The 20,252-nt window shown below is 37.1% G+C and carries 15 protein-coding genes; 5 read left to right on the forward strand and 10 right to left on the reverse strand.

All coding sequences use genetic code 11. The features are described from left to right. Nucleotides 1-39: 39 nt before the first annotated feature. Nucleotides 40-2,577: a glycyl radical protein gene (locus AADH04_RS15430; RefSeq protein WP_434778169.1), complete on the reverse strand. Its 2,538-nt coding sequence runs from the start codon at nucleotides 2,575-2,577 to the stop codon at nucleotides 40-42. A gap of 609 nt (nucleotides 2,578-3,186) precedes the next feature. Here AADH04_RS15430 and AADH04_RS15435 point away from each other — a divergent pair. Next, nucleotides 3,187-3,939 carry an IclR family transcriptional regulator gene (locus AADH04_RS15435; RefSeq protein WP_434778170.1) on the forward strand — a complete coding sequence of 251 codons (753 nt, stop codon included), beginning with the start codon at nucleotides 3,187-3,189 and terminating at the stop codon, nucleotides 3,937-3,939. 70 nt (nucleotides 3,940-4,009) lie between these two features. Here AADH04_RS15435 and AADH04_RS15440 read toward each other — a convergent pair whose 3' ends face one another. The 9 genes from AADH04_RS15440 to AADH04_RS15480 all read right to left on the reverse strand — a co-directional run bounded on the left by AADH04_RS15440 (nucleotide 4,010) and on the right by AADH04_RS15480 (nucleotide 14,415). Next, complete coding sequence (locus AADH04_RS15440; protein ID WP_434778171.1) at nucleotides 4,010-7,045, reverse strand: autotransporter outer membrane beta-barrel domain-containing protein; 3,036 nt, start codon at nucleotides 7,043-7,045, stop codon at nucleotides 4,010-4,012. Nucleotides 7,046-7,332: 287 nt separating this feature from the next. Then, the gene (locus AADH04_RS15445) at nucleotides 7,333-8,046 is read right to left on the reverse strand and encodes a 4'-phosphopantetheinyl transferase family protein (RefSeq protein WP_434778172.1); all 714 of its coding nucleotides are present in this window, start codon (nucleotides 8,044-8,046) and stop codon (nucleotides 7,333-7,335) included. A 32-nt stretch (nucleotides 8,047-8,078) separates the two neighbouring features. Beyond that, nucleotides 8,079-8,936: an SDR family oxidoreductase gene (locus tag AADH04_RS15450; RefSeq protein WP_434778173.1), complete on the reverse strand. Its 858-nt coding sequence runs from the start codon at nucleotides 8,934-8,936 to the stop codon at nucleotides 8,079-8,081. Between the two features lie 9 nt (nucleotides 8,937-8,945). Beyond that, the gene (locus AADH04_RS15455; RefSeq protein WP_434778174.1) at nucleotides 8,946-10,223 is read right to left on the reverse strand and encodes a cytochrome P450; all 1,278 of its coding nucleotides are present in this window, start codon (nucleotides 10,221-10,223) and stop codon (nucleotides 8,946-8,948) included. Then, complete coding sequence (locus AADH04_RS15460) at nucleotides 10,220-10,453, reverse strand: acyl carrier protein (protein WP_434778175.1); 234 nt, start codon at nucleotides 10,451-10,453, stop codon at nucleotides 10,220-10,222. Before AADH04_RS15460 ends, AADH04_RS15455 begins: the two co-directional genes overlap by 4 nt. 13 nt (nucleotides 10,454-10,466) lie before the next feature. Continuing rightward, complete coding sequence (locus AADH04_RS15465) at nucleotides 10,467-12,140, reverse strand: AMP-binding protein (RefSeq protein WP_434778176.1); 1,674 nt, start codon at nucleotides 12,138-12,140, stop codon at nucleotides 10,467-10,469. 19 nt (nucleotides 12,141-12,159) lie between these two features. Further along, complete coding sequence (locus AADH04_RS15470) at nucleotides 12,160-12,765, reverse strand: GNAT family N-acetyltransferase (protein WP_434778177.1); 606 nt, start codon at nucleotides 12,763-12,765, stop codon at nucleotides 12,160-12,162. 143 nt (nucleotides 12,766-12,908) lie between these two features. Continuing rightward, complete coding sequence (locus tag AADH04_RS15475; protein ID WP_434778178.1) at nucleotides 12,909-13,448, reverse strand: DUF924 family protein; 540 nt, start codon at nucleotides 13,446-13,448, stop codon at nucleotides 12,909-12,911. Nucleotides 13,449-13,470: 22 nt separating this feature from the next. Beyond that, the gene (locus AADH04_RS15480) at nucleotides 13,471-14,415 is read right to left on the reverse strand and encodes a LysR family transcriptional regulator (RefSeq protein ID WP_434778179.1); all 945 of its coding nucleotides are present in this window, start codon (nucleotides 14,413-14,415) and stop codon (nucleotides 13,471-13,473) included. 384 nt (nucleotides 14,416-14,799) lie between these two features. On the opposite strand from AADH04_RS15480, the gene AADH04_RS15485 reads away from it, so the two are divergent. From AADH04_RS15485 to aceK, 4 genes are all read left to right on the forward strand, one after another. Next, entirely contained in the window at nucleotides 14,800-15,168 is a 369-nt protein-coding gene (locus AADH04_RS15485; protein ID WP_434778180.1) for a hypothetical protein, read from the forward strand. Nucleotides 15,169-15,416: 248 nt separating this feature from the next. Continuing rightward, nucleotides 15,417-16,985: a malate synthase A gene (aceB, locus tag AADH04_RS15490; protein WP_434778181.1), complete on the forward strand. Its 1,569-nt coding sequence runs from the start codon at nucleotides 15,417-15,419 to the stop codon at nucleotides 16,983-16,985. A 63-nt stretch (nucleotides 16,986-17,048) separates the two neighbouring features. After that, nucleotides 17,049-18,353: an isocitrate lyase gene (gene aceA / locus AADH04_RS15495; RefSeq protein WP_434778182.1), complete on the forward strand. Its 1,305-nt coding sequence runs from the start codon at nucleotides 17,049-17,051 to the stop codon at nucleotides 18,351-18,353. A gap of 158 nt (nucleotides 18,354-18,511) precedes the next feature. Then, the gene (gene aceK, locus AADH04_RS15500) at nucleotides 18,512-20,248 is read left to right on the forward strand and encodes a bifunctional isocitrate dehydrogenase kinase/phosphatase (RefSeq protein ID WP_434778183.1); all 1,737 of its coding nucleotides are present in this window, start codon (nucleotides 18,512-18,514) and stop codon (nucleotides 20,246-20,248) included. The last annotated feature ends 4 nt before the right edge of the window (nucleotides 20,249-20,252 follow it).

Here is a 20,252-nt window from a genome sequence, read left to right on the forward strand (position 1 = left end):
GATCAAAGCAGACAACCGCTGCTTTGATCTGGCTTTTGATTAAAAATGTTGTTCTGTTCTAGAGATAATATCTTCCTGAATGGCTTTATCTAAAGAAACAAAATGGGCGCTATAACCTGCTACACGTACCACCAAATTTTTGTATTTTTCAGGGTTACGTTGTGCATCAACCAACATATCACGACTGACGACATTAAACTGGACATGCATCCCTTTTTGATCAAAAAAGCTTCTCACCAATGCACTCAGATTACTTAAACCTTCTTGTCCAGCCAAAGCTGAAGGATGAAATTTTTGATTTAATAAAGTGCCATTTGAAGCAATATGATGATCTAACTTGGCAACAGAATTCATTGCTGCGGTTGGTCCATGCTGATCACGCCCAGAAACAGGAGAGACCCCTTCAGCTAATGGCTCCCCAGCTCTGCGTCCATCGGCTGTTGCACCACACACCTGCCCCATAGGCACATTGGCAGAAACTGGGTATAAACCTGGCTGAAAACGACCACCACGAGGGTTTGCGTAGCGTTGTACCTCTTTACAATAAATCAGTGCGGCTTCTCGGGCAACATCATCTACCTCATCCAAATCATTACCAAATTTTGGTGCGCCATTAATGAGCATTTGACGAATATATTCACCTTCATTTGCTGAGGTTTGCACCTGTGTAGGGGCACTGCCTTTTTGATCGGTTCGAGACAAAACTTCTTTGATGACCGCTTCAACCAATTGTGCTACGGCTGGGTCACTCATACCTATATTGGTATTGTTAAATGCAGGAATGCTTTGAGAAGTTGTCATGCTTGTACCAAAATTACTGTCTAAAGCTGTTTTTAATTGAGCTAAAGTAAGTTTTTTCTGTTCAAACACTAAGGTGCGAATCGCCATCAGCGCATCCCCCACATTTGCAACACCCACTCCTTGAGGCCCAGTAAAATTATAGTGTGCGCCACCTTCTTGTACGGTTTTACCCTGAGCAATACAATCATCAACCATACAAGATAAAAATGGTAACGGCGCGCGCTCACTATGGGCTACATCAACAGAATTATCGGCATTCACCAATAATTTAACAAAGTATTCCATTTGTATTCGATAGGCATCTTCAAGTGATTGATAATTTTCAAATGAAGTTAATTCACCTGTTTGTAAGCCCACTTTAATGCCATTATTGAAGCCATTATTCATGGTTAATTCCAACACTTTAACCATATTAAAGAACGCGGCATCGTGCCAGCCTTCAGTTTTGCCGCCAACTTGTGGCTCCACACAACCAATAATACAATAGTCACGTGCATCAGCCATGGACACTCCTCTGTTTTCCAAAGCAGGGACAATAACCTCATCACTATAGTAAGCTGGCATCCCTAAACCAACACGGGAAACCATTGCTGCTTTTTCTAATAGCGACTCAGGTGTTTTATTCCAGACACGAATTGAAATTGAAGGCTGTGGTAACTTGGTATGTTCTGATGCCGTTAAACAAGCATAAGATAAGGGATTGGTCGCATCACGGCCATCTTTACATTGCCCACCAACAATAAGGTTCTGAAACATCGGATAGCCACCAAAACCTTTGGTCGAGGCTTCATCTCTAACTTTATTGACATCATTTAGTTTTACCCACAAACAATCAAGCAACTCTTGTGCATCTTCTTCGGTTAAAGAACCATTGATGACACATTTTTCGTAATATGGATACATATATTGGTCAAAACGCCCAGGAGAGACCGAATGACCATTAGACTCAATTTGAATCGCAGCTTGCACAAACCAAAATGATTGCAATGCTTCATGAAATGTTCTGGCAGGTTGTTCTGGCACATGTTCACAATGCTTGGCAATTTGTAATAATTCTTCTTTTCGTTTTGTACTGGTTGCTATTTGTGCTTGGCTACGCGCTAAAGCTGCAAAACGTTTTGCATAAGTAATAACGGCATTCGCAGATATAATCACAGCCTCATAAAAGTGCGATTTCTTAACTGCTTGAGGGTCGCCTTTATCTAAAGCGATTAATTGTTGTGCAGCTTCTTCAATAATGCCTTTAAAACCTTTTTGTAGCACTTTACGGTAATCTACACTGATATGCCCTACACCATTAAAATAATAGTTTCCTACAGTAAATACGCCAGCATCCATTGCCGTAATGGTTTCTGGATACATATATTCAGTCGCAAGTTCTTGTGTGGTTTTGCCATCCCAATATCTAAAAGCTTCACTTAATTTTTGTTTCGTGTCAGATGAAATTTTGAATATATCTCCAGAGCGTTTTTCCAGTTTATCAAACTCATCTTCTAACCACTTATTTGAAAACTCTGGGAAAATCTGTGCGCCACGAGGTGTTGTTGTTAGATTCCCAACAATCAATTCATTTGGTCGAATCACTATATTCATTTCATTCATGATTTTTTCAAAGGCACGTGCACGTCGAATAACCATAGGTTGGTTTTCAGTTTGCTTGTAAGAAGCCGTGATTAAGCACGCACGTTCTGATTCTATTTGGGGGTGATCTTTGTATAATTCATCAATAAGCCCCTGAATCCTACTACTTACTTTTATTTCTGCATTATTCATCATATCCAGCGCTCCTTAAATTCAAATTCGTTATTGACTTAAATACAAAGCAAAATCCAAATAAACAACCAAAAGTTCCACATAAAGAACATATGTTCTAAAACAATCAAACAAATTATAAGGTATTCTTCAGTCATTTATTTGTACTAGGTCAAGTTATGAAGAAAAGAACAATAAATATTATCCATATATACAAATAACTATGTTTATAATTTAATCAGCAAAGATAAAAGATAAAGGCAATCAAATAATTTGATTGCCTTTTCTTATAACCATCTATTTACCAGAAAATTTGAGGTGAGAATATTTGTATATTATATTAATATGTTCTTAATATAAAAATATTCCATAATAAACTTTTACTCCTAATGAAAATTTAAATAAAAATTAATAAAACATGATTTTGATCAATTTTTCTCCAAAATAAAAATGACAAAACCAACTTCAAGAAACGTTACCTTGAAAAAATAAAAATGCAGTGCTAGTATTTCTACGAACAATGAAGCGTTTTTTATTAAAATTTAGAGAATATGTGTCTTTAATGTCATAAAAAAGAAATATGTCGCAGACAAAACACATACAATCACATATTTAAAGAGTGTTACAATTATTATGATGCCAATATCAACCTCTGTGCCTGCATTAGACAAGGTTATAAAAATACTTGACTTTCTTACGTTACAACCAGGATCAACATTTAGCCATATTTATCAAGGAACCTCTTTACCCAAAAGCAGCACATCCTCTTTGTTATCAAGTATGGTCAAACATGGTTTATTACGTCAAGAAAACGATAAATTTTACCTAGGTTTAAAATTATATGAACTGGGTAATCATGCACTTGAAAAATTTGACATCAAAACATTGGCCATTCCCGCTTTAACCAGACTTCGTGATGAAACCCACTTAACCTGCCACCTTGGTGTATTAGAGGGTACAGCTGCTATTTATCTGGCAAAATTAGAAAGCCCTGAAGCTATTGTTGTCAGAAGTTGGATTGGTAAAAAATTATCTTTATACAGTTCAGGTTTGGGTAAAGCATTGATGGCATGGTTACCAGAAACTGAAATTGACCTATTATTAGAAGGTGAAAAATTTATTACTCATACTTCTACAACAATTAGCAATAAAGAAGACCTTAAAAAGGAACTCAGGCAAATTCATGATCGAGGCTGGTCATATGATAATGAAGAAGACAGCATTGGGGTAAGATGTATTGCCGCACCTATTTTTAATAAACAACAAAAAGCCATTGCTGCCATCAGTGTGTCTGGTGTCACATTTCAAGTACCCGAAGAAAAACACTCTTGGCTTGCCCAACTGGTTCAGCAAGCAGCACAATCTGTGTCAGATGCATTAAAATAAATCATAAAGCCAAGACAAAAATTATCTTGGCTTTATAATTAAACGGACTTATCTTTATTTTATTGAATGATTAAAAGACCCAATTAAAATAAACTTTAGCACCATGATCCTGAGTGTCAGCACCAATTTGACCATTATACATTAATCCTATATTCGTGTTCTTGCTTAAACTTGCCTCCATACCAAACTCAAGGGCGGCCGTGTTCTTTTCAATGGGGGTTCCTTTAACCTCAAATCCTTTACCGCCACTTTGGAAACTTAAATTCGCAATCGTATCCTTTTGATTAAATGCGTGGCGCCAACCTGCCTTCGCCCATACTTTGGCTGGCTGACCTTTGCCTAGCTCAAATTGATGCGTCGCTTTTGTGCCTATAGTCGAGAAGAATATATCACTCTTATCTGAGTCACTCATCAGTTTTGCTATGCCACCTTTTTCAGTAAAACCATCTGTTTTTAAGTGAACATAAGCACCACTGACAAACGGTTCTAATTCGGTGGTTTTGCCTACTTGGAATTTATAGCTGCCTTCAGCAAAAACCTGTGTGGTTTGTGCATCGTAATTGGCGGTGACTCTGTCTTTTAAGCCAGGAAACTCAATGTTTCGGGTCGTGGAGAAGTCATGCCAGCTATGACCTGCACCCAATCGAACAGAAGCATTACCCCATTGTCCTTGTGTGTACACACCTATATGGGCGTCATCTCTATCTGCATTTGAGTGTCTGTTGTCTACATCAAGCTCCGCTCTACTGTAACCGCCCATAAAGCCTACTTGCCATTGTTCTCCTAACTGTTTGTCTGCTCCTAGGAAGAAACCACCTATATCTCGTTTTAAATCTGCTGCATTATCATTGCCTTTAAACTTACCCCATGAGCCAAAGGTGTGAACCCAAACACCATTACTGCTGCTTTGTAAGCGTTTATTGATGGCTTCTCTTAAGAAACGACTGTCCTCCAGTAATGCTCCTTTAGCTGAAGCATGGATTTCTCCTGACAACTGATCAAAGGCATTTTTTGCATCTTCTATGGTTTGTTGTGAGGTGATCAGGTCATAAATATCGCCATCACCTTGTTCTTCAATATCTTTACCTACAGAACATTGGTTATCTGTCATGCCCTCAGTACAAAAGCCAACACTATTGCGAGTGACGACTAAGTAAACATTTTGAGGATCATAGTCATGGGTTAAGTTCACAAAGGCCAGCTTTTGTACCCCATCAAATTGACCAATAACACTGCCTGTTGCTTCTAGGATTTTCCAACGGCTGCCTTCGGTATAAAGGGTAAAATCACCTGAGGCAACGGGTTTAATGGTGCCACCATTTAAATAAGCATCACCATTAACCAAAATAACATCGGCTACATAAGGTGAGGCTAATGAAGTATCGGTTGTGATATTGGTGGTATAAGTGGAACCTGCTTGAGTAGTCAAGTCACCATCAATGGTGAGGGTTGCTGGAGCAGAAGAGCCATATTCTCCCGGAGCGATATTGCCTCCACTGTGTAATGTGGTGCTGCCCACAGAGCCGATACCTGCTAAAGTGCCTTGAGAAGACACAGAAACGGTTCCACCTAAGGTGCTGTTGGCAACAAAGGTGCCCCCAACAATATCGGTTTTACCTGAAAAGTTTGTTTGATCGGTATTAAATAGGGTGACCCCGTTGATGTTTTTAATGGTGCCTTGACCAGCAGTGCTGCTCACCAGCTCTGTATCAAAGCTGTAGTTACCTGTTTGATCGGTATGATTGAATACGACAGAACCTTGTCCTGCACCAAAGATAACAGACTTAGCCTCTAAAGTGCCTACCGCTTGGGCTGCTTGTCCTTCCGCTGCGCCAATGGTTAAAATACCTTTAGAACCTGCTTCATCAGCAAGGTATAAATCGCCTAAACCACCTTGAAAATTGGTTAAGTCCATATAATTTGATGAATTCACTGGATCATAGTGGTCTACTATTTCACCTTTACCAATAGCAACCAAACCACCATTATTAATGGTTAAATATCCTTCACCAGATACACCAACGTGCAGTTTACCTACTTCTGTAGACCCCATCTGGTCATAACCACCTTTACCCATCACCCACCATTTTGAATCATTGCCAGAGACAAGAATACTCCCTATACCTCCATCCACACCAAGCCGTGAAACAGTATCTGAAAGCCCATATGAGTGTTCAAATGTTTGAAACATGCCACCATCTAAGATGTTGATATAACCAGACCCACCATTGTTACCCAAAATCATACCAGCACTAAAAGTTGCTCTACTAATATCACCTTGGGCCGAATGCCCAGATATATTAATAACCCCCTGACCACCAGCATCACCTATTATGGCACCAATCTCACCGGAGGAATTATAAAGGCTAGAAGAAATTTTACCGCCGGCTAAAACATTAACTGTACCAACACTATTGGCTCCAGAACCAACAAGTAATGATTCTGTGCCATTGTCTTCATATCGCTGTCCATTAAAAGCAATACCACCGCCATCGATATTAACTGTTGCTACCCCTCCATTAATACCAATAGCAGCACCATTGTCTGCGACAACGTACCCTTTTTGCATATTTTGATTTTCTATTGACTTACCAGAACCTAATATATTTACCGTACCAACACTACCTGCACCATCTCCAATAACAAATGGTGACATATTATGGATAAAAAGATCTAAACGACCTCCTGCAGGATTACGCATGTCAATATCAAGTTGCCCCGCTCCTCCATCTACACCAATTGTAAATTTCTCAGAACTAATAGCTAACTGACCGGTCAGAGAAGGATCTATCTTAAAAACAAGGTGCCCTGTATTATCTTGCCCCTTTCCCACAGAAAGAGATTTGTTCTCGAATAAACCAGTATATTCATCAAAAACTACAACAGGTGCATTTGCCGCATTATTTGTATTAATAATAACGTCATCGTTGTAATCAGGTAAGCCTTCACTCCAGTTATTGTCATTAGAAACATCACTGTCTTCTGAACCCAACCAAAAATTATCTGATGCTGCAACTGGTGTTGCCGCGAACGCTAAAGCACTTAATACAGCGGACAAATTATTCTTTAATGAGAATTTTTTCACATATTGTTTATTCGTTACCACAATTTAAACCCTTACATTTTTCTTGATGTTTTATAATAAAGCTCAAATATTCTATTACTGAGTCTTCTTAGAAAAACTTAAAAAATATTATCTATTAAAACTAAAATAATTACTTCTTCATAAAAAAACAACACTCAACAGATAAAACCACCTGATAAAAACTGAATTTATTTAATTTAGATTAAATAAAAATAAAAAGATGTAGATAAGAATATAACTTAATATTGATTTATAAGATATAAATAACTATCACTTAAGGAAATGGAAATTACTTCCATAAAAAATATTTAACTTAAAAAATATTCTAATAAAATATTACATTTATTTAAAATAAATTGTTTTTGAACGAGATTAAAAGAAACAACGTCTATTTGAGGAAAATGCTGATTAGAAGATAAAGCCCAAGCATAGTCGCTGTTTACATGGCTTATTGAATATATTGATGTGTGTTCCTGAAATTTAATTTTATTCGTTTCCGGAATAATCTGAATTTCCTTCATTTGCCAAACACTTAACGATTTTAATTTGAGAATAGATTCTCTAATTGTCCATAATCGCCAAAAATATGGTAGTTGCTCTGATGCTGTAAGTGTATCTAAATAAAGACACTCTTGCGTACCAAAACTGTGCTTTGCCAATTGTAAAAATTTAGGGCGATTTTGAACAACTTCTAAATCTAAACCAATCGTCCCAGAAAAAGACAATGCAACCATAATTAAATGACCACTATGGCTAATATTAAAAGATGGTAAAGTTGGGTCTACAAAACTGGGCTTACCATTTAAACCAAGACAGATCTCAGGCAAAACTTCGACATGAGCAAACTGATGCAACAATTCACTGAGCAACCAACGCCCACTTAAAAATTGCAAACGTCTTTTTTCCGAAGCAAACTGATTGGCAGTATTTACTATTGTTTGATCTAACCTATGGGTAACAACAGAAACATCAGGTATCTGAGATAGATCAAAAATGGTTAAAATGGTTTTTTGAGGTAACATATAAATTTTCTAAATACCATGATTTAGTTTAATTAAATATCATTATGTTTATGAATATCTGTTGAAAAAGCCTGCTCTTTTTGGTCTTCTAAAGCCTTTAGCCTGCCAGATAAAGCTTTATGAATATTTCTAAAAGCATCACTGCCTAAAGTGAGCCGAATAGGCGCTTGATCTTGTTCTGTCACTGAAATCATGGCATCAACTACTTTATGAGCATTGCCAACATTAGGAAACTTACCCATCGCAATTAATCGACGGTAATTACCTACTGTCGTCTTTTGATACTCTGGATGTAAGGTTTCAGATAAAACCGCATTATCATCAAATAAAGTAGCTGTTCGACCAGGTTCTATAATGGTCACTTTAATATTAAACATAACCAGTTCTCTTGCCAACGATTCGCAAAACCCTTCTACACCCCATTTACTGGCATGATAAGCCGTTAACGCGGGATAAGAAATCTGCCCAGCCTCACTGGAAACTTGCACAATATGCCCTTTTCGCTGTGCTCTAAAATAGGGTACAAACGCTTTTATTAAGAAAATAGGCCCAAGTAAATTTGTGCTAATCTGTTGTTGAATTTGTGTTTCATTAAGCTCCTCTAGAGCCCCCAAAAGCACATAACCTGCATTACTGACCAAAACATCTATTTGTGGCAAAACCGTAAAAACCTGTTTTACTACTTTTTCTATCTCATCAAAAGAGCTGGTTAAATCTAACTCAAAAATATGCAATCGCTGTTGATGTTTTTCTTTTAATAAATCAATTGCTTTTCGATCACTGGTTTTTCTAATCGTTACAGCAACTTGGTCACCTCGTTGCAATAATTTTTCAGTCATTATCAAACCAAAACCACTACTGGCTCCGGTAATAAACCATGTTTTATGCATTATTTACCTCTAAGAACTGTATTTGTCACGTAAGATTACTTTTACTGGTTGACCACCAGCTCTTAACATTTGTGATTTCCAATGAAAAGAAGCAGGCTCATTTGAGCTTACCTCAAACCGTGCTAAGGCAAGAAAAGTGGCTAAAAAACCAGTCAACTCAACTAAGGCAAAATGCTTACCACCACACACTCTTGGGCCAAAACTAAAAGCAGTACTGATGCCAGAACCTGTTCGGGTATGAGGTGCCTGCATCGCTTCGGCTAGATTTAAATGCCATGGGTCTGAATGTAATTTTTGATCATGTTGAATACCAATAAAAGAAACCAATACATTTTGATTAGCTAGTATTGACTGATCCCCTATTTTATCCTCACCTATGGCTAAACGAGCAATAATGGGCGTTGGTGGATATAACCGTAAGGCTTCTGAAATAAAGGCTGTCAATAAATCAAATTTCGATAAATGAGCCCAATCAAACTGTCCTTGCTGATAAAAAGACAATGCTTCTTGACTTAATTGGTCTTGAATATCAGGATATTGCGCCAATAAAGAACATGCCCATCCTACTGTTGCGGCTGTCGTTTCTGCACCTGCAGCAAAAAAAGTCAATAACTCATGCTCTAGAACAATATCTGATTGAGGGTCTTTATCTGCAGCCAATAATCCTTTAACCATTTCATTTGCAGGAAAATCGGCTGACCTGAACTGTTTAAAATCAGATAAAACCTGACGACGCAAGGCAGGTAACAATGTCAATTTTTCTTTGAACAATGAACCAGTTTGCCCTTGTGGCACAAATGAATACTCTGAACCATATTCCATTAATTGTGCCAAGTGGCTCATATTGATTTGGGTATCCGAAAATTTTACATCAAAAAAATTTTCAATCAATACGGATACAGCCATTTCACGCAAGACATCATCACTGATGGTTTGTTTACCGTTGGCACTGTCCTTGGCTAATTGTGCTATAGCCAACTTAGCATAATCACAGGCTAATTGACAGGTACGTTCACGATCAAACTTAGTGAAATAATACTGGGTTAATACTTGACGAATTTTCCAAGCTTGTCCATCCTCAGAAAAACGTGATGCACCCAAAGCTTGACGAAACCAAGCCATATTTTTATGATAATTTGCTGCATTTCGCCTCAACACCCAATCAGCATCCTGCATATGCTGAATGACCAAAACACAAACACCATTTAACTGTAAATTGAAATTTTTGCCGTTGTGTTCCTTTGCCATCTGGTATAAATGGTTACAAATTTCGGTTGAACGATTCATTGATTTTGTTCCAGAATCCGAGCCAAATCTTTTACACAGGTAAGCTCCAATAAATCCATTGGGTCGACTTCTTTACCAATGGCTTTTTCAATTTCCATAACAATCATTTCAAAGGTTAAACTATCCAACTCTTGGACAGAATGAATGGTTGCATCATCATCAATTTTTTCTACTGGAATAAACAAACATCCAGATAAAATTTCTTTGGCTTGTTGTAGGTAATGATTCATTTGTTATCCTAAGTTAAATGTCTTTATTTAAAGTACTACTAAAAGTATCGCTTAAATACCTTTTTTTTGCTTCTGTTCGTGACAACTTCCCAGAAGAAGTAAAAGGTAAGCTATGAGCAGGAATAAATTGTACGACGGATTTTATAGCAAAAGCTTGCATCACAATGGTTTGGATATCTTCACTGAACTGATTTAATTTTGTCTGATCTGATGTTCTACTTTGCACCAGAATAACCACTTTATCATCTTCATTATTTGGTTGTTCTACAGAGAAAACCGCGATATCTTGTTGCCGCAACTCTTGTATGCTTTGACTCAATAGCCATTCAATATCCTGAGCCCAAATATTACGACCGTGAATTATCATTAAATCTTTTTCTCGGCCTGTAATAAAAAGTTGATTTTGATAACGATAACCCAAATCACCTGTTTTCATAAATCCATTATCCAATACCTCGGCACAACTATGATCAACATATTCATTAATGATGCTAGGCCCCTTTATCCAAATAGAACCAATCTGCTTTTCTAAAACGAGTTGCTGCTGTTCATCCAAGATCAAATAATCATAATCAGGCAAAACACGGCCACAAGAAACAACTTCTCCTGTATCTATTTTATCGATCAATAATGGCTGACTTTGATCACGCATGGTAATAGCCAATACTGCCTCTGCCATACCATAACTTGGTAAAAATGCTTGTTGATTGAACCCCATGGATTCAAATTTTTGAGCAAATGATCGCAAAATACTGGGCTTAATTTTCTCAGCACCAATTCCTGCAATGCGAAGATTAGATAAATCAACTATTTGATCTTGTTTGAAACGTTTTGTCACCAATTCATAAGCAAACCCTGGTGCATATGTAATGGTGGACAATTGCTTAGACATCAACTCCAACCATAAGCTTGGCCGTCTAGCAAAAGACGTTGGTGCTAAATAATCAACACTACGCTGAGCAGCAACTGAAGCCAAAATAAACCCAACCAAGCCCATATCATGATAAAAAGGCAACCATGAAAAAGCCCTATCAGTTGGTTGTAGCTTCATGCCCTCTTTTAAAATAGCTTGGATATTCGCCATAAGCGCTTGTTGAGAAACCTCAATGCCTTTAGGCTGTGCGGTTGAACCAGAAGAAAACTGAATATAAGCAGTTGAGTAATCGATATAATTTTTAACGCCGACCACATGAGTAAGTTGTTGGATTAAATCCTCAAATATCAATATTTTAATCTGAGTACCATATACAGCCTGCTCAATACAAGCCTTGATTGTTATAGGGCTAATAATGGCTTCAGGCATCGCTATTAAAGCGAGGCTTTTTAGTTTTTCCTCATAAGCCTCTTTACCCCCTAAATAAATAGTAAAAGGAAATGGACAGGGAATAGCGCCAATATATTGGCAAGCAAAAAAAATAATTAAAAATTCTGGGCCTGTTTGCCCAATGATGCCTAATTTACTACCTTCTTTAAAACCGTAATTTTTAAGCAATTGAGCCATTTTCAAAGCTTGTTCGCGTAACTGCTGGTAAGTCAACGTATGCGTCAAAACACCTGTTGATTGGTAAAAATTAACCCCTGTTTTGCCTTGTGCAGCATAATCTAAAGCCCTAGATAATGATGAAAAATCTCCTAAAACCAAAGGTAATCGTTCATTTTGGGTCACAGTTGCTAATAATTGACTCATACTTATTTTCAAAAACCATTTAAGTTTTATTTTTAGAAATTATTTCGGAAAATAACGGCTCTTTAAATGAAGCAAACACCATGACATCCATACGTTCCCCTGCAACAGACAAACATTCTTTTCTTAACCTTGCTTCGAACACAAAACGGGTATTATTAATAAAGTTAAACAGCATTTTTCTGTTTTTTGCGATGACCCTTGCTGTTATTTTGTCGATATCTCGGTAGGTATAAAAATGATCCAATAAGGCATCAATGGTTGCCCAAAGCACCCCTCTACCTTGATATTCTGGTTCTCCTATCCCTGTTGTGATATTGCCCACTTTATGGGCTAAACCAATATCTAAAGTATAAAACCCTACCAACAAACCGTTTGTTTGATCAAAAATACCAATCAGATAATTATTTAAATTATTAAAACTTTGTACAAAAGCCTGTAGTTGTTCAAAAGAAAAATGAACGTGTGCTAAATTTAACCCTTCCATCATTTTTGGGTCATTTAACCATGTTAAAAAACGATCGGACACATCTTGAACAGTCAAACTACGCAAAATATAACCATTCGTTTCAATATGTATGGGCATGCCCACATTAGTTCTGGCTTGAGAAGCTGTTGATTGACTCACAAAAATTCCTTTTTATCAAACCCAATTGATTCAAATTTATAAGAATCAAATCTATTTTCAACAAAATAAAAAAATGAATTTTAACATTTAAAATCAAATACACCCACTGTTTATTTGAAAATAATTGGGTTATACATCTTCGCTCAGAAGCCTGAATTAGGTTGTGTTAAAAATATAAGCTCTTCTGGTGTTGATTGGCGAGCTAAAATTTCATTCCTATGGGGGTAACGCCCGAAACGGTCAATAATGTGTTTATGGCGTAGCTCATAGTCCAATGTTTCAGGCATATCCAACTCTTCAAACAAAGAAACGGCATGAGTATGAATGAGCTTTGATTCTGAATGCATATAAGGCATATATAAAAAACGGCGTTTTTCCACATCAAGCTGTTTTGCTAAACCAAGAAAAACAGCTTCTTGTGCCAAAGCTAAAGCCATAGGATCTTGTGCAAATGCACGAGCATCATTTCGATATATGTTACGAGAAAACTGATCTAAAATAATGACTTCAGCCAAACGGCCAATCATACTTTCGCGCCAATGAGCAAGCTCTCCCTTGATAACCATAAGGAGCCAAGACTCAAAACGCTCTTTAATGAGTGCATCAAAATCATCATCTTTTTTAAACCATAACTCATGATCAATTTCGTCAAACCAAAAATGTACGATATCTTGTGCTTCCATATAAATTCCTTTATAACCTATTCTATTTATTGATTTTTACACTCATTGCATTTTGCCGACTGGCCCACTCTAAAATCAGTTTTTTAAATTTTAATGCTTGTGCAGACAAGAACTTGCCTCGACGTTGAATCAAACCATAATTACGCATGGGAAAATAATGATCCATAGGAACAGCCTTAATGGTTTCATCATTTAGCTGACACGCTTCGGTTAAAATAGAAATCCCCATTCCGGCAGAAACATAACGTTTCACGGCCTCACTACTGGAGGCAATTAATTTTATTGGGCATTCTAACTGATGTTTTTGAAAAATCACTTGAACAACACGCCATGTATAGGAATACTCAGGCGGTAAAATCAACCCATAAGCAGCAATATCACTTAATTGAATGTTCTGTTCAGGAATTTGGGTCAATGGGTGTTGTACAGGCATAATCAACATGGGCGAAAAACTGTAAATGGGTTGATAGACAAGCTCATTATGTTCTTCAAATAAACTGCCTATGGCAAAATCAGCATCATCTGATAATAAAATCTGAGGAATATTTTTCACAATAGTCGATTGAGTGATGACACGAATAGAAGGATATTGCGCACAAAATTCTTTTAAAATTTCTGGCAACAAACTCAATAATACAGCTTCTCCCCCTACAATGGTTAAATCACCATAACTTAAATCATCACGTGTATTTAAAAAACTTTCAGGCAAGTTTTGAATACTGTCCACAACAGGTTTAGCCATCTCATACAAACGGGCTCCATCCGGTGTAATTTGAATTTTTGGCCCTTTTCTTTCAAACAAAATCGTATTCAAATGTTTTTCTAAAGTCTGAATCTGTAAGGATAATGCGGGCTGGCTCGTGCCGAGCTCTAATGCCGCATTAGAAAAGCTACCACTGTCTACGACTTCACAAAAAGCCTTTAATGTTTTGAAAAACTGTCCCCGATAGAATGATGATTTATCCATATAATTACCTTTTATTGTTGTCTTGTCGTAAAGAGCGATAATTCAATTTGTATAGGATTTCGATCGTAAGATCGTATTCAGGCTAAACCATTATTTCCCTTTGTGACGGATTTAAAAGGCAAATAATAGCGATTGACGAAAGAATACCAGAAGCAATAAACATTTCCAAATTTCCTCTAACTGGAAAGATTAGCTTATTTTCTTTGCGAACGCCTAATAAACAAGCAAAAGTAATATATATGCTCATAGCTCGCCGATTTGAAAGTCAAACATACCAATTTTTTAAGAAAAAAAGTAAATTTTGGGGCTTAAGTGACACGTTTCGTGTGTTAATACAAAGTAATTATTGTACTATAGATAAGTAAATTAAATGAGATTTCAAAAATGTACATAATATTATTGGTGCTTACTTTTTTATTTTTCATGCTTGTTTTGATTATTTTTAAAGATAAAGACAAAAAAATCATCAACAGACGGCTTAAAAATGCCTCAAGTAATGAACAATTAGGTTTTGAAAGATCATTTTATGCAATATTATTGGGTTTCTTTAATAATGACCGATCTAAGGCAGATCCTTATTTAGAAAATGAATATTTAATGAATTCAAATCTAAGCTGTGATGACGAAGCTGCTTTAAGTGCTTTGAAACGCTTAGGATTAATAAAAATGAAAGGAGATGAAGTGTTTTGGACAGGGACATATAAAGACTTTGTCAGCACAAATGAAAATATACGAAAAGAAGAAATTATCTAAAAGCCACTTAAAATAAAAAGAATCATTTTAAAAACAATTTATTATTTATCAGAACCAAATCTTTTAACAACAAATAAACCCAACTTGTTTTTTATAAAACTCTTGATATCTACCACAGTATCTTATCTCTTTTTATTATTAATTTTTAGTATGATTTAAATACCAATCATAAATTAATAATATCTTGCAGTCATGTTCAACCGGGCGTAGCATAAAAAATGCAATAGTCAAACGGGAGAAATAGAAAAATGTCCATCACAATTACTGAAAAAATGACTCAGGATGCCCAGCGTCTCTTAACCCCAGAAGCACTTAATCTCATAGAACAATTAGAAATTAAATTTGGGGAACGTCGTAGGGCACTTATGCAACAACGCCAAGACAGACAAGTGCTTTTAGACCAAGGTGAACAATTAGATTTTTTACAAGAAACCCAGTCTGTACGTGAAGGCAACTGGCAAGTCACCAGTATCCCTGCCGATATTCAGGATAGACGAGTAGAAATTACTGGCCCTGTTGATCGAAAAATGATGATCAACGCATTAAATTCTGGTGCAAAAGTATTTATGGCTGATCTTGAAGATGCGCATAGCCCTACTTGGGAGGCAACCATTCAAGGGCAAATTAATTTACAAGATGCCATTGCTAACAATTTAAGTTATGTTAGCCCAGAAGGCAAATCTTACCAAGTCAATGAAGAACATGCTGTATTGATGGTTCGGGTGCGTGGGCTTCATATGGAAGAAAAACACGTATTATTAAATGAACAACGTATCAGTGGTAGCTTTTTTGATTTTGGCTTATTTTTAGCCAACAACCATCAAAACGCACAAAAAAACAATAAAGGTTTGTACTTTTACTTGCCTAAAATGGAACATTATCAAGAGGCACGTTTATGGGCAGAAGTATTTAGTTTTGCAGAAGAACAACTCAATATCCCTCATGGTACGTTACGATGTACGGTGCTGATTGAAACCATTTGTGCTGCATTTCAAATGGATGAAATTCTGTATGAATTAAAAGACTATATTATCGGTTTAAATGCAGGGCGTTGGGACTATATTTTCAACTTTATTAAACGGTTCAAAAAACAGGCTAATAAAGTATTACCAGATCGCGCTCAAGTCACCATGATGACCCACTTTTTAAGAAGTTATTCGCAATTGTTGATTCAGACCTGTCATAAGCGTGGTGCTCATGCTATGGGTGGAATGGCAGCTCAAATTCCAATTAAAAATGATCCCGAAGCTAATGTGCAAGCAGAAGAAAAAGTCCGCAATGACAAGCTACGTGAAGTGACTGATGGTCATGATGGCACTTGGGTTGCGCACCCTGCTCTGGTCCCCATCGCACAAGCAGTTTTTGATGAATATATGCCTGAAGCGAACCAAATCAACAAACAACGGGCACATCTTGAACTAACGGCCACCGATTTATTAACTGTACCTGCTGGCACCATTACGCCTGAAGGGCTCAGTATCAATGTCAGCGCAGCTTTACGCTATATTATGGCTTGGCTACAAGGACGCGGAGCTGTACCAATTTTCAACTTAATGGAAGATGCGGCTACAGCAGAAATTTCTCGTGCTCAATTATGGCAATGGGTCAGAATACCTAATTTAAAAAGTACCGATGGTGAGTGTATTACGCTAGACAGAGTGCAACAACTTATTTTAAAAGAGGTAGAGCACCTAAAAACGCTCACCACATCAAATGAACATTCAAGTTTACAACAAGCAGCACAAATACTGTCACAACTGGTCAGCCAAGAAGTTTTCGAAGAATTTTTAACCACACCAGCTTATGAGCTTATTTAATCTTTAAATTGGTGTTTTTAAAACACAACCACCCAAATAATAAGTCTACAAAGGAGAATCAGCATGAACAAACAAGTTGAAGCAATCAAAAAAGACTGGGCAGAAAATTTAAGATGGCAAGGCATTACCCGCCCTTATTCGGCAGAAGATGTGGTTCGTTTACGTGGCAGCGTCACCATTGAACATACTTTAGCAACACGAGGCGCTGAAAAATTTTGGGCGCTATTAAATGGTGCGTCAAAAAAAGGTTATGTTAATTCTATGGGCGCATTAACTGGTGGCCAAGCAATGCAACAAGCTAAGGCAGGTATTGAAGCAATTTATCTATCTGGCTGGCAAGTAGCAGCAGATGCGAACACATCAGAAACCATGTACCCTGACCAGTCATTATATGCTTATAACTCTGTCCCAGAAGTGGTTCGTCGCATCAATAATGCCTTCAAACGTGCCGATGAGATTCAATGGAAGGCATTATGTGATGGCAAAATGAAAGAATCTGAAGCAAAAGATTATTTCTTACCGATTATTGCTGATGCTGAAGCAGGGTTTGGTGGGGTATTAAATGCCTATGAATTGATGAAAAATATGATCAGTAATGGGGCTGCTGGGGTGCATTTTGAAGACCAGTTGTCTGCTGTAAAAAAATGTGGTCATATGGGTGGAAAGGTCATTGTACCCACACAAGAAGCCATTCAAAAGTTGGTTGCTGCACGCCTAGCGGCTGATGTAATGGGAGTGCCTACTGTGCTATTGGCTAGAACAGATGCCAATGCAGCCGACTTACTGACATCCGATGCGGACCCTTATGATCAACCTTTTGTTATTGGCGAGCGCACACCAGAAGGTTTTTATAAAACACGTGCAGGCATTGATCAAGCTATTGCCCGAGGTTTGGCTTACGCACCTTATGCTGACTTATTATGGTGTGAAACTGCTACGCCTGATTTAGCAGAAGCACGTAAATTTGCCGAAGCAATCCATGCCAAGTTCCCCAATAAACTATTGGCTTACAATTGTTCTCCGTCCTTTAACTGGAAGAAAAATTTGGATGACAAAACAATTGCCAACTTCCAACAAGAACTATCTGATATGGGCTACAGATACCAATTCATCACTTTGGCTGGTATTCACAATATGTGGTACAACATGTTTGATCTGGCTTACCACTATGCTCGTGGAGAAGGTATGAAACATTATGTTGAAAAAGTACAAGAACCTGAATTTGCTGCGGCACAACGAGGTTATACTTTTGTTGCGCATCAACAAGAAGTAGGTGCTGGTTACTTTGATGATGTCACAACCGTTATTCAAGGCGGTGAATCCTCTGTTACCGCACTTAAAGGCTCAACAGAAGCTATGCAGTTTTAACTTAAAATAATAAATTTAAGCTGAGTTATTTAATTGTTGCTTGAATAACTCAGCTTTATTTGCTTACAATAACTGCTAACATTATCCAATAATTATTTGTCCTACCAAGTTCTAAAAATCAATACTTACTATAAAATCTGCTTTTGGGAGAAAAGCTTATGGAACTTAAGGCGCAACAGTTGGCTCAACTCATATTAGAAGGGTTCAACCGCCATTTTAAAATTTTTACTGAATACAATAAAAAAGCCGCATTATACTTTGCTCAATCTCGTTTTCAAGAAGCTAATGAAGCAGCAAAATATCAGGTAGGTTTATACGATGTACGTGTCAATGAATGTGTCGAAAAAATCAAAGAAACATGTCAAATAACGCAATTAGACAAACCGCTTTGGCAAAAAGTCAAAATTGCTTATATGCATAAACTGTATGAGCATTTACAACCTGAATTGGCTGAAAGTTTTTATAATTCATTATTTTGTCGGTTATTTAATCGCCACTATTACCATAATCAATATATCTTTTTTAACCCTGCCATTAACACCCAAAATATTCAAACAGAATGCCCTGATTACCGAAGCTATTATCCAACTCAATATGGCTTAGATGTCGAAGTCAAACGTCTCTTACTTGACATTCCTATTGAACTACCCTTTGAAGACTTAAACAGAGACACGCAACATATTGTACAAGCTATTGAGCAATATCAAACTGGTATTACCAATCTTTCTCATAATTTTCAAATCCATATTGCTTTTCCCGTATTTTATCGAAATAAAGGTGCTTATCTTGTCGGTAGAATCATCAATCATGCAACGGTTTACCCTTTTATTATTCCTTTATTAAATAAAAATGGGCAATTATTTGTTGATGCCTTTTTAAGCAATGAACAGGATATTTCCAATGTTTTTAGTTTTGCCAGAGCCTATTTTAAAGCAGACTTTCCTGTTCCTTCTGCTTTAATTCGCTTTTTACAAACCGTATTACCAAACAAAAAATTGGCTGATCTATATACAGCCATCGGCTTTCATAAACAAGGAAAAAATGAGTTTTATCGGGCGTTCTGCTACCATCTTCGTCATTCAAGTGATGAATTTATTATCGCCCCAGGTATTGAAGGGATGGTGATGCATGTGTTTACTCTGCCATCTTACCCCTACGTGTTTAAAATCATTAAAGACCAGTTTCATATCAATAAAAATATTACCCATAAAATGGTGAAACAACGTTATCAAATGGTCAAACAATTAGATCGTGTAGGTCGAATGGCAGACACATGGGAATTTTCTTATGTGGCATTTCCTTTAGCACGTTTTTCTGCAGAATGTTTGCAACAACTGGAAAATAATTGTCATAGCAACATCAGTATAGAGGATGATTGCTTAATTATTAAGCATATGTATATTGAAAGACGGATGACGCCACTGAACATATACATGACTCAAGCTAATGAGACAGAAAAAACCCGTGTTCTACAAGATTATGGGCTGGCAATTAAAGAAATTGCTGCCGCTGGCGTATTCCCTGGAGATTTACTGATGAAAAACTTTGGGGTTACTCGTCATGGGCGCGTTGTATTTTATGATTATGATGAAATTGTCCCCATAGAAGATTGTTGTTTCAGAGATATTCCACCAGCACAAACAATGGAGCAAGAGCTCTCTGCTGAACCTTGGTATTATGTTGGTGAACATGATGTTTTCCCAGAAGAGTTTGAGTATTATCTGGTTTCTGACCCTACGTTAAAAAAACAATTTAAACAGTATTACCCAGAGTTGATGCAAAGCCAGTTTTGGCAAAAAATGCAAAAAATGCATGAGCAAGGCATACTGGCGGATGTGTTTCCGTATAGTTTAAATAAGCGTTTTACGATAGAACACTCTGTAACATCAAACTAATGTT

This window comes from Neisseria sp. Ec49-e6-T10, assembly GCF_051132615.1.
In the GTDB taxonomy this organism is placed as follows: Bacteria; Pseudomonadota; Gammaproteobacteria; order Burkholderiales; family Neisseriaceae.

Excerpts from the sequence above, each read along its gene's own strand:
- AADH04_RS15475 (WP_434778178.1), bottom strand. The coding sequence starts at position 13,448 with ATGGAAGCACAAGATATCGTACATTTTTGGTTTGACGAAATTGATCAT.
- AADH04_RS15445 (WP_434778172.1), bottom strand. The coding sequence starts at position 8,046 with ATGTTACCTCAAAAAACCATTTTAACCATTTTTGATCTATCTCAGATA.
- AADH04_RS15455 (WP_434778174.1), bottom strand. The coding sequence starts at position 10,223 with ATGAATCGTTCAACCGAAATTTGTAACCATTTATACCAGATGGCAAAG.
- aceA (WP_434778182.1), top strand. The coding sequence starts at position 17,049 with ATGAACAAACAAGTTGAAGCAATCAAAAAAGACTGGGCAGAAAATTTA.
- AADH04_RS15430 (WP_434778169.1), bottom strand. The coding sequence starts at position 2,577 with ATGATGAATAATGCAGAAATAAAAGTAAGTAGTAGGATTCAGGGGCTT.
- AADH04_RS15450 (WP_434778173.1), bottom strand. The coding sequence starts at position 8,936 with ATGCATAAAACATGGTTTATTACCGGAGCCAGTAGTGGTTTTGGTTTG.
- AADH04_RS15435 (WP_434778170.1), top strand. The coding sequence starts at position 3,187 with ATGATGCCAATATCAACCTCTGTGCCTGCATTAGACAAGGTTATAAAA.
- aceB (WP_434778181.1), top strand. The coding sequence starts at position 15,417 with ATGTCCATCACAATTACTGAAAAAATGACTCAGGATGCCCAGCGTCTC.
- AADH04_RS15465 (WP_434778176.1), bottom strand. The coding sequence starts at position 12,140 with ATGAGTCAATTATTAGCAACTGTGACCCAAAATGAACGATTACCTTTG.
- AADH04_RS15485 (WP_434778180.1), top strand. The coding sequence starts at position 14,800 with ATGTACATAATATTATTGGTGCTTACTTTTTTATTTTTCATGCTTGTT.
- AADH04_RS15460 (WP_434778175.1), bottom strand. The coding sequence starts at position 10,453 with ATGAATCATTACCTACAACAAGCCAAAGAAATTTTATCTGGATGTTTG.
- AADH04_RS15480 (WP_434778179.1), bottom strand. The coding sequence starts at position 14,415 with ATGGATAAATCATCATTCTATCGGGGACAGTTTTTCAAAACATTAAAG.
- aceK (WP_434778183.1), top strand. The coding sequence starts at position 18,512 with ATGGAACTTAAGGCGCAACAGTTGGCTCAACTCATATTAGAAGGGTTC.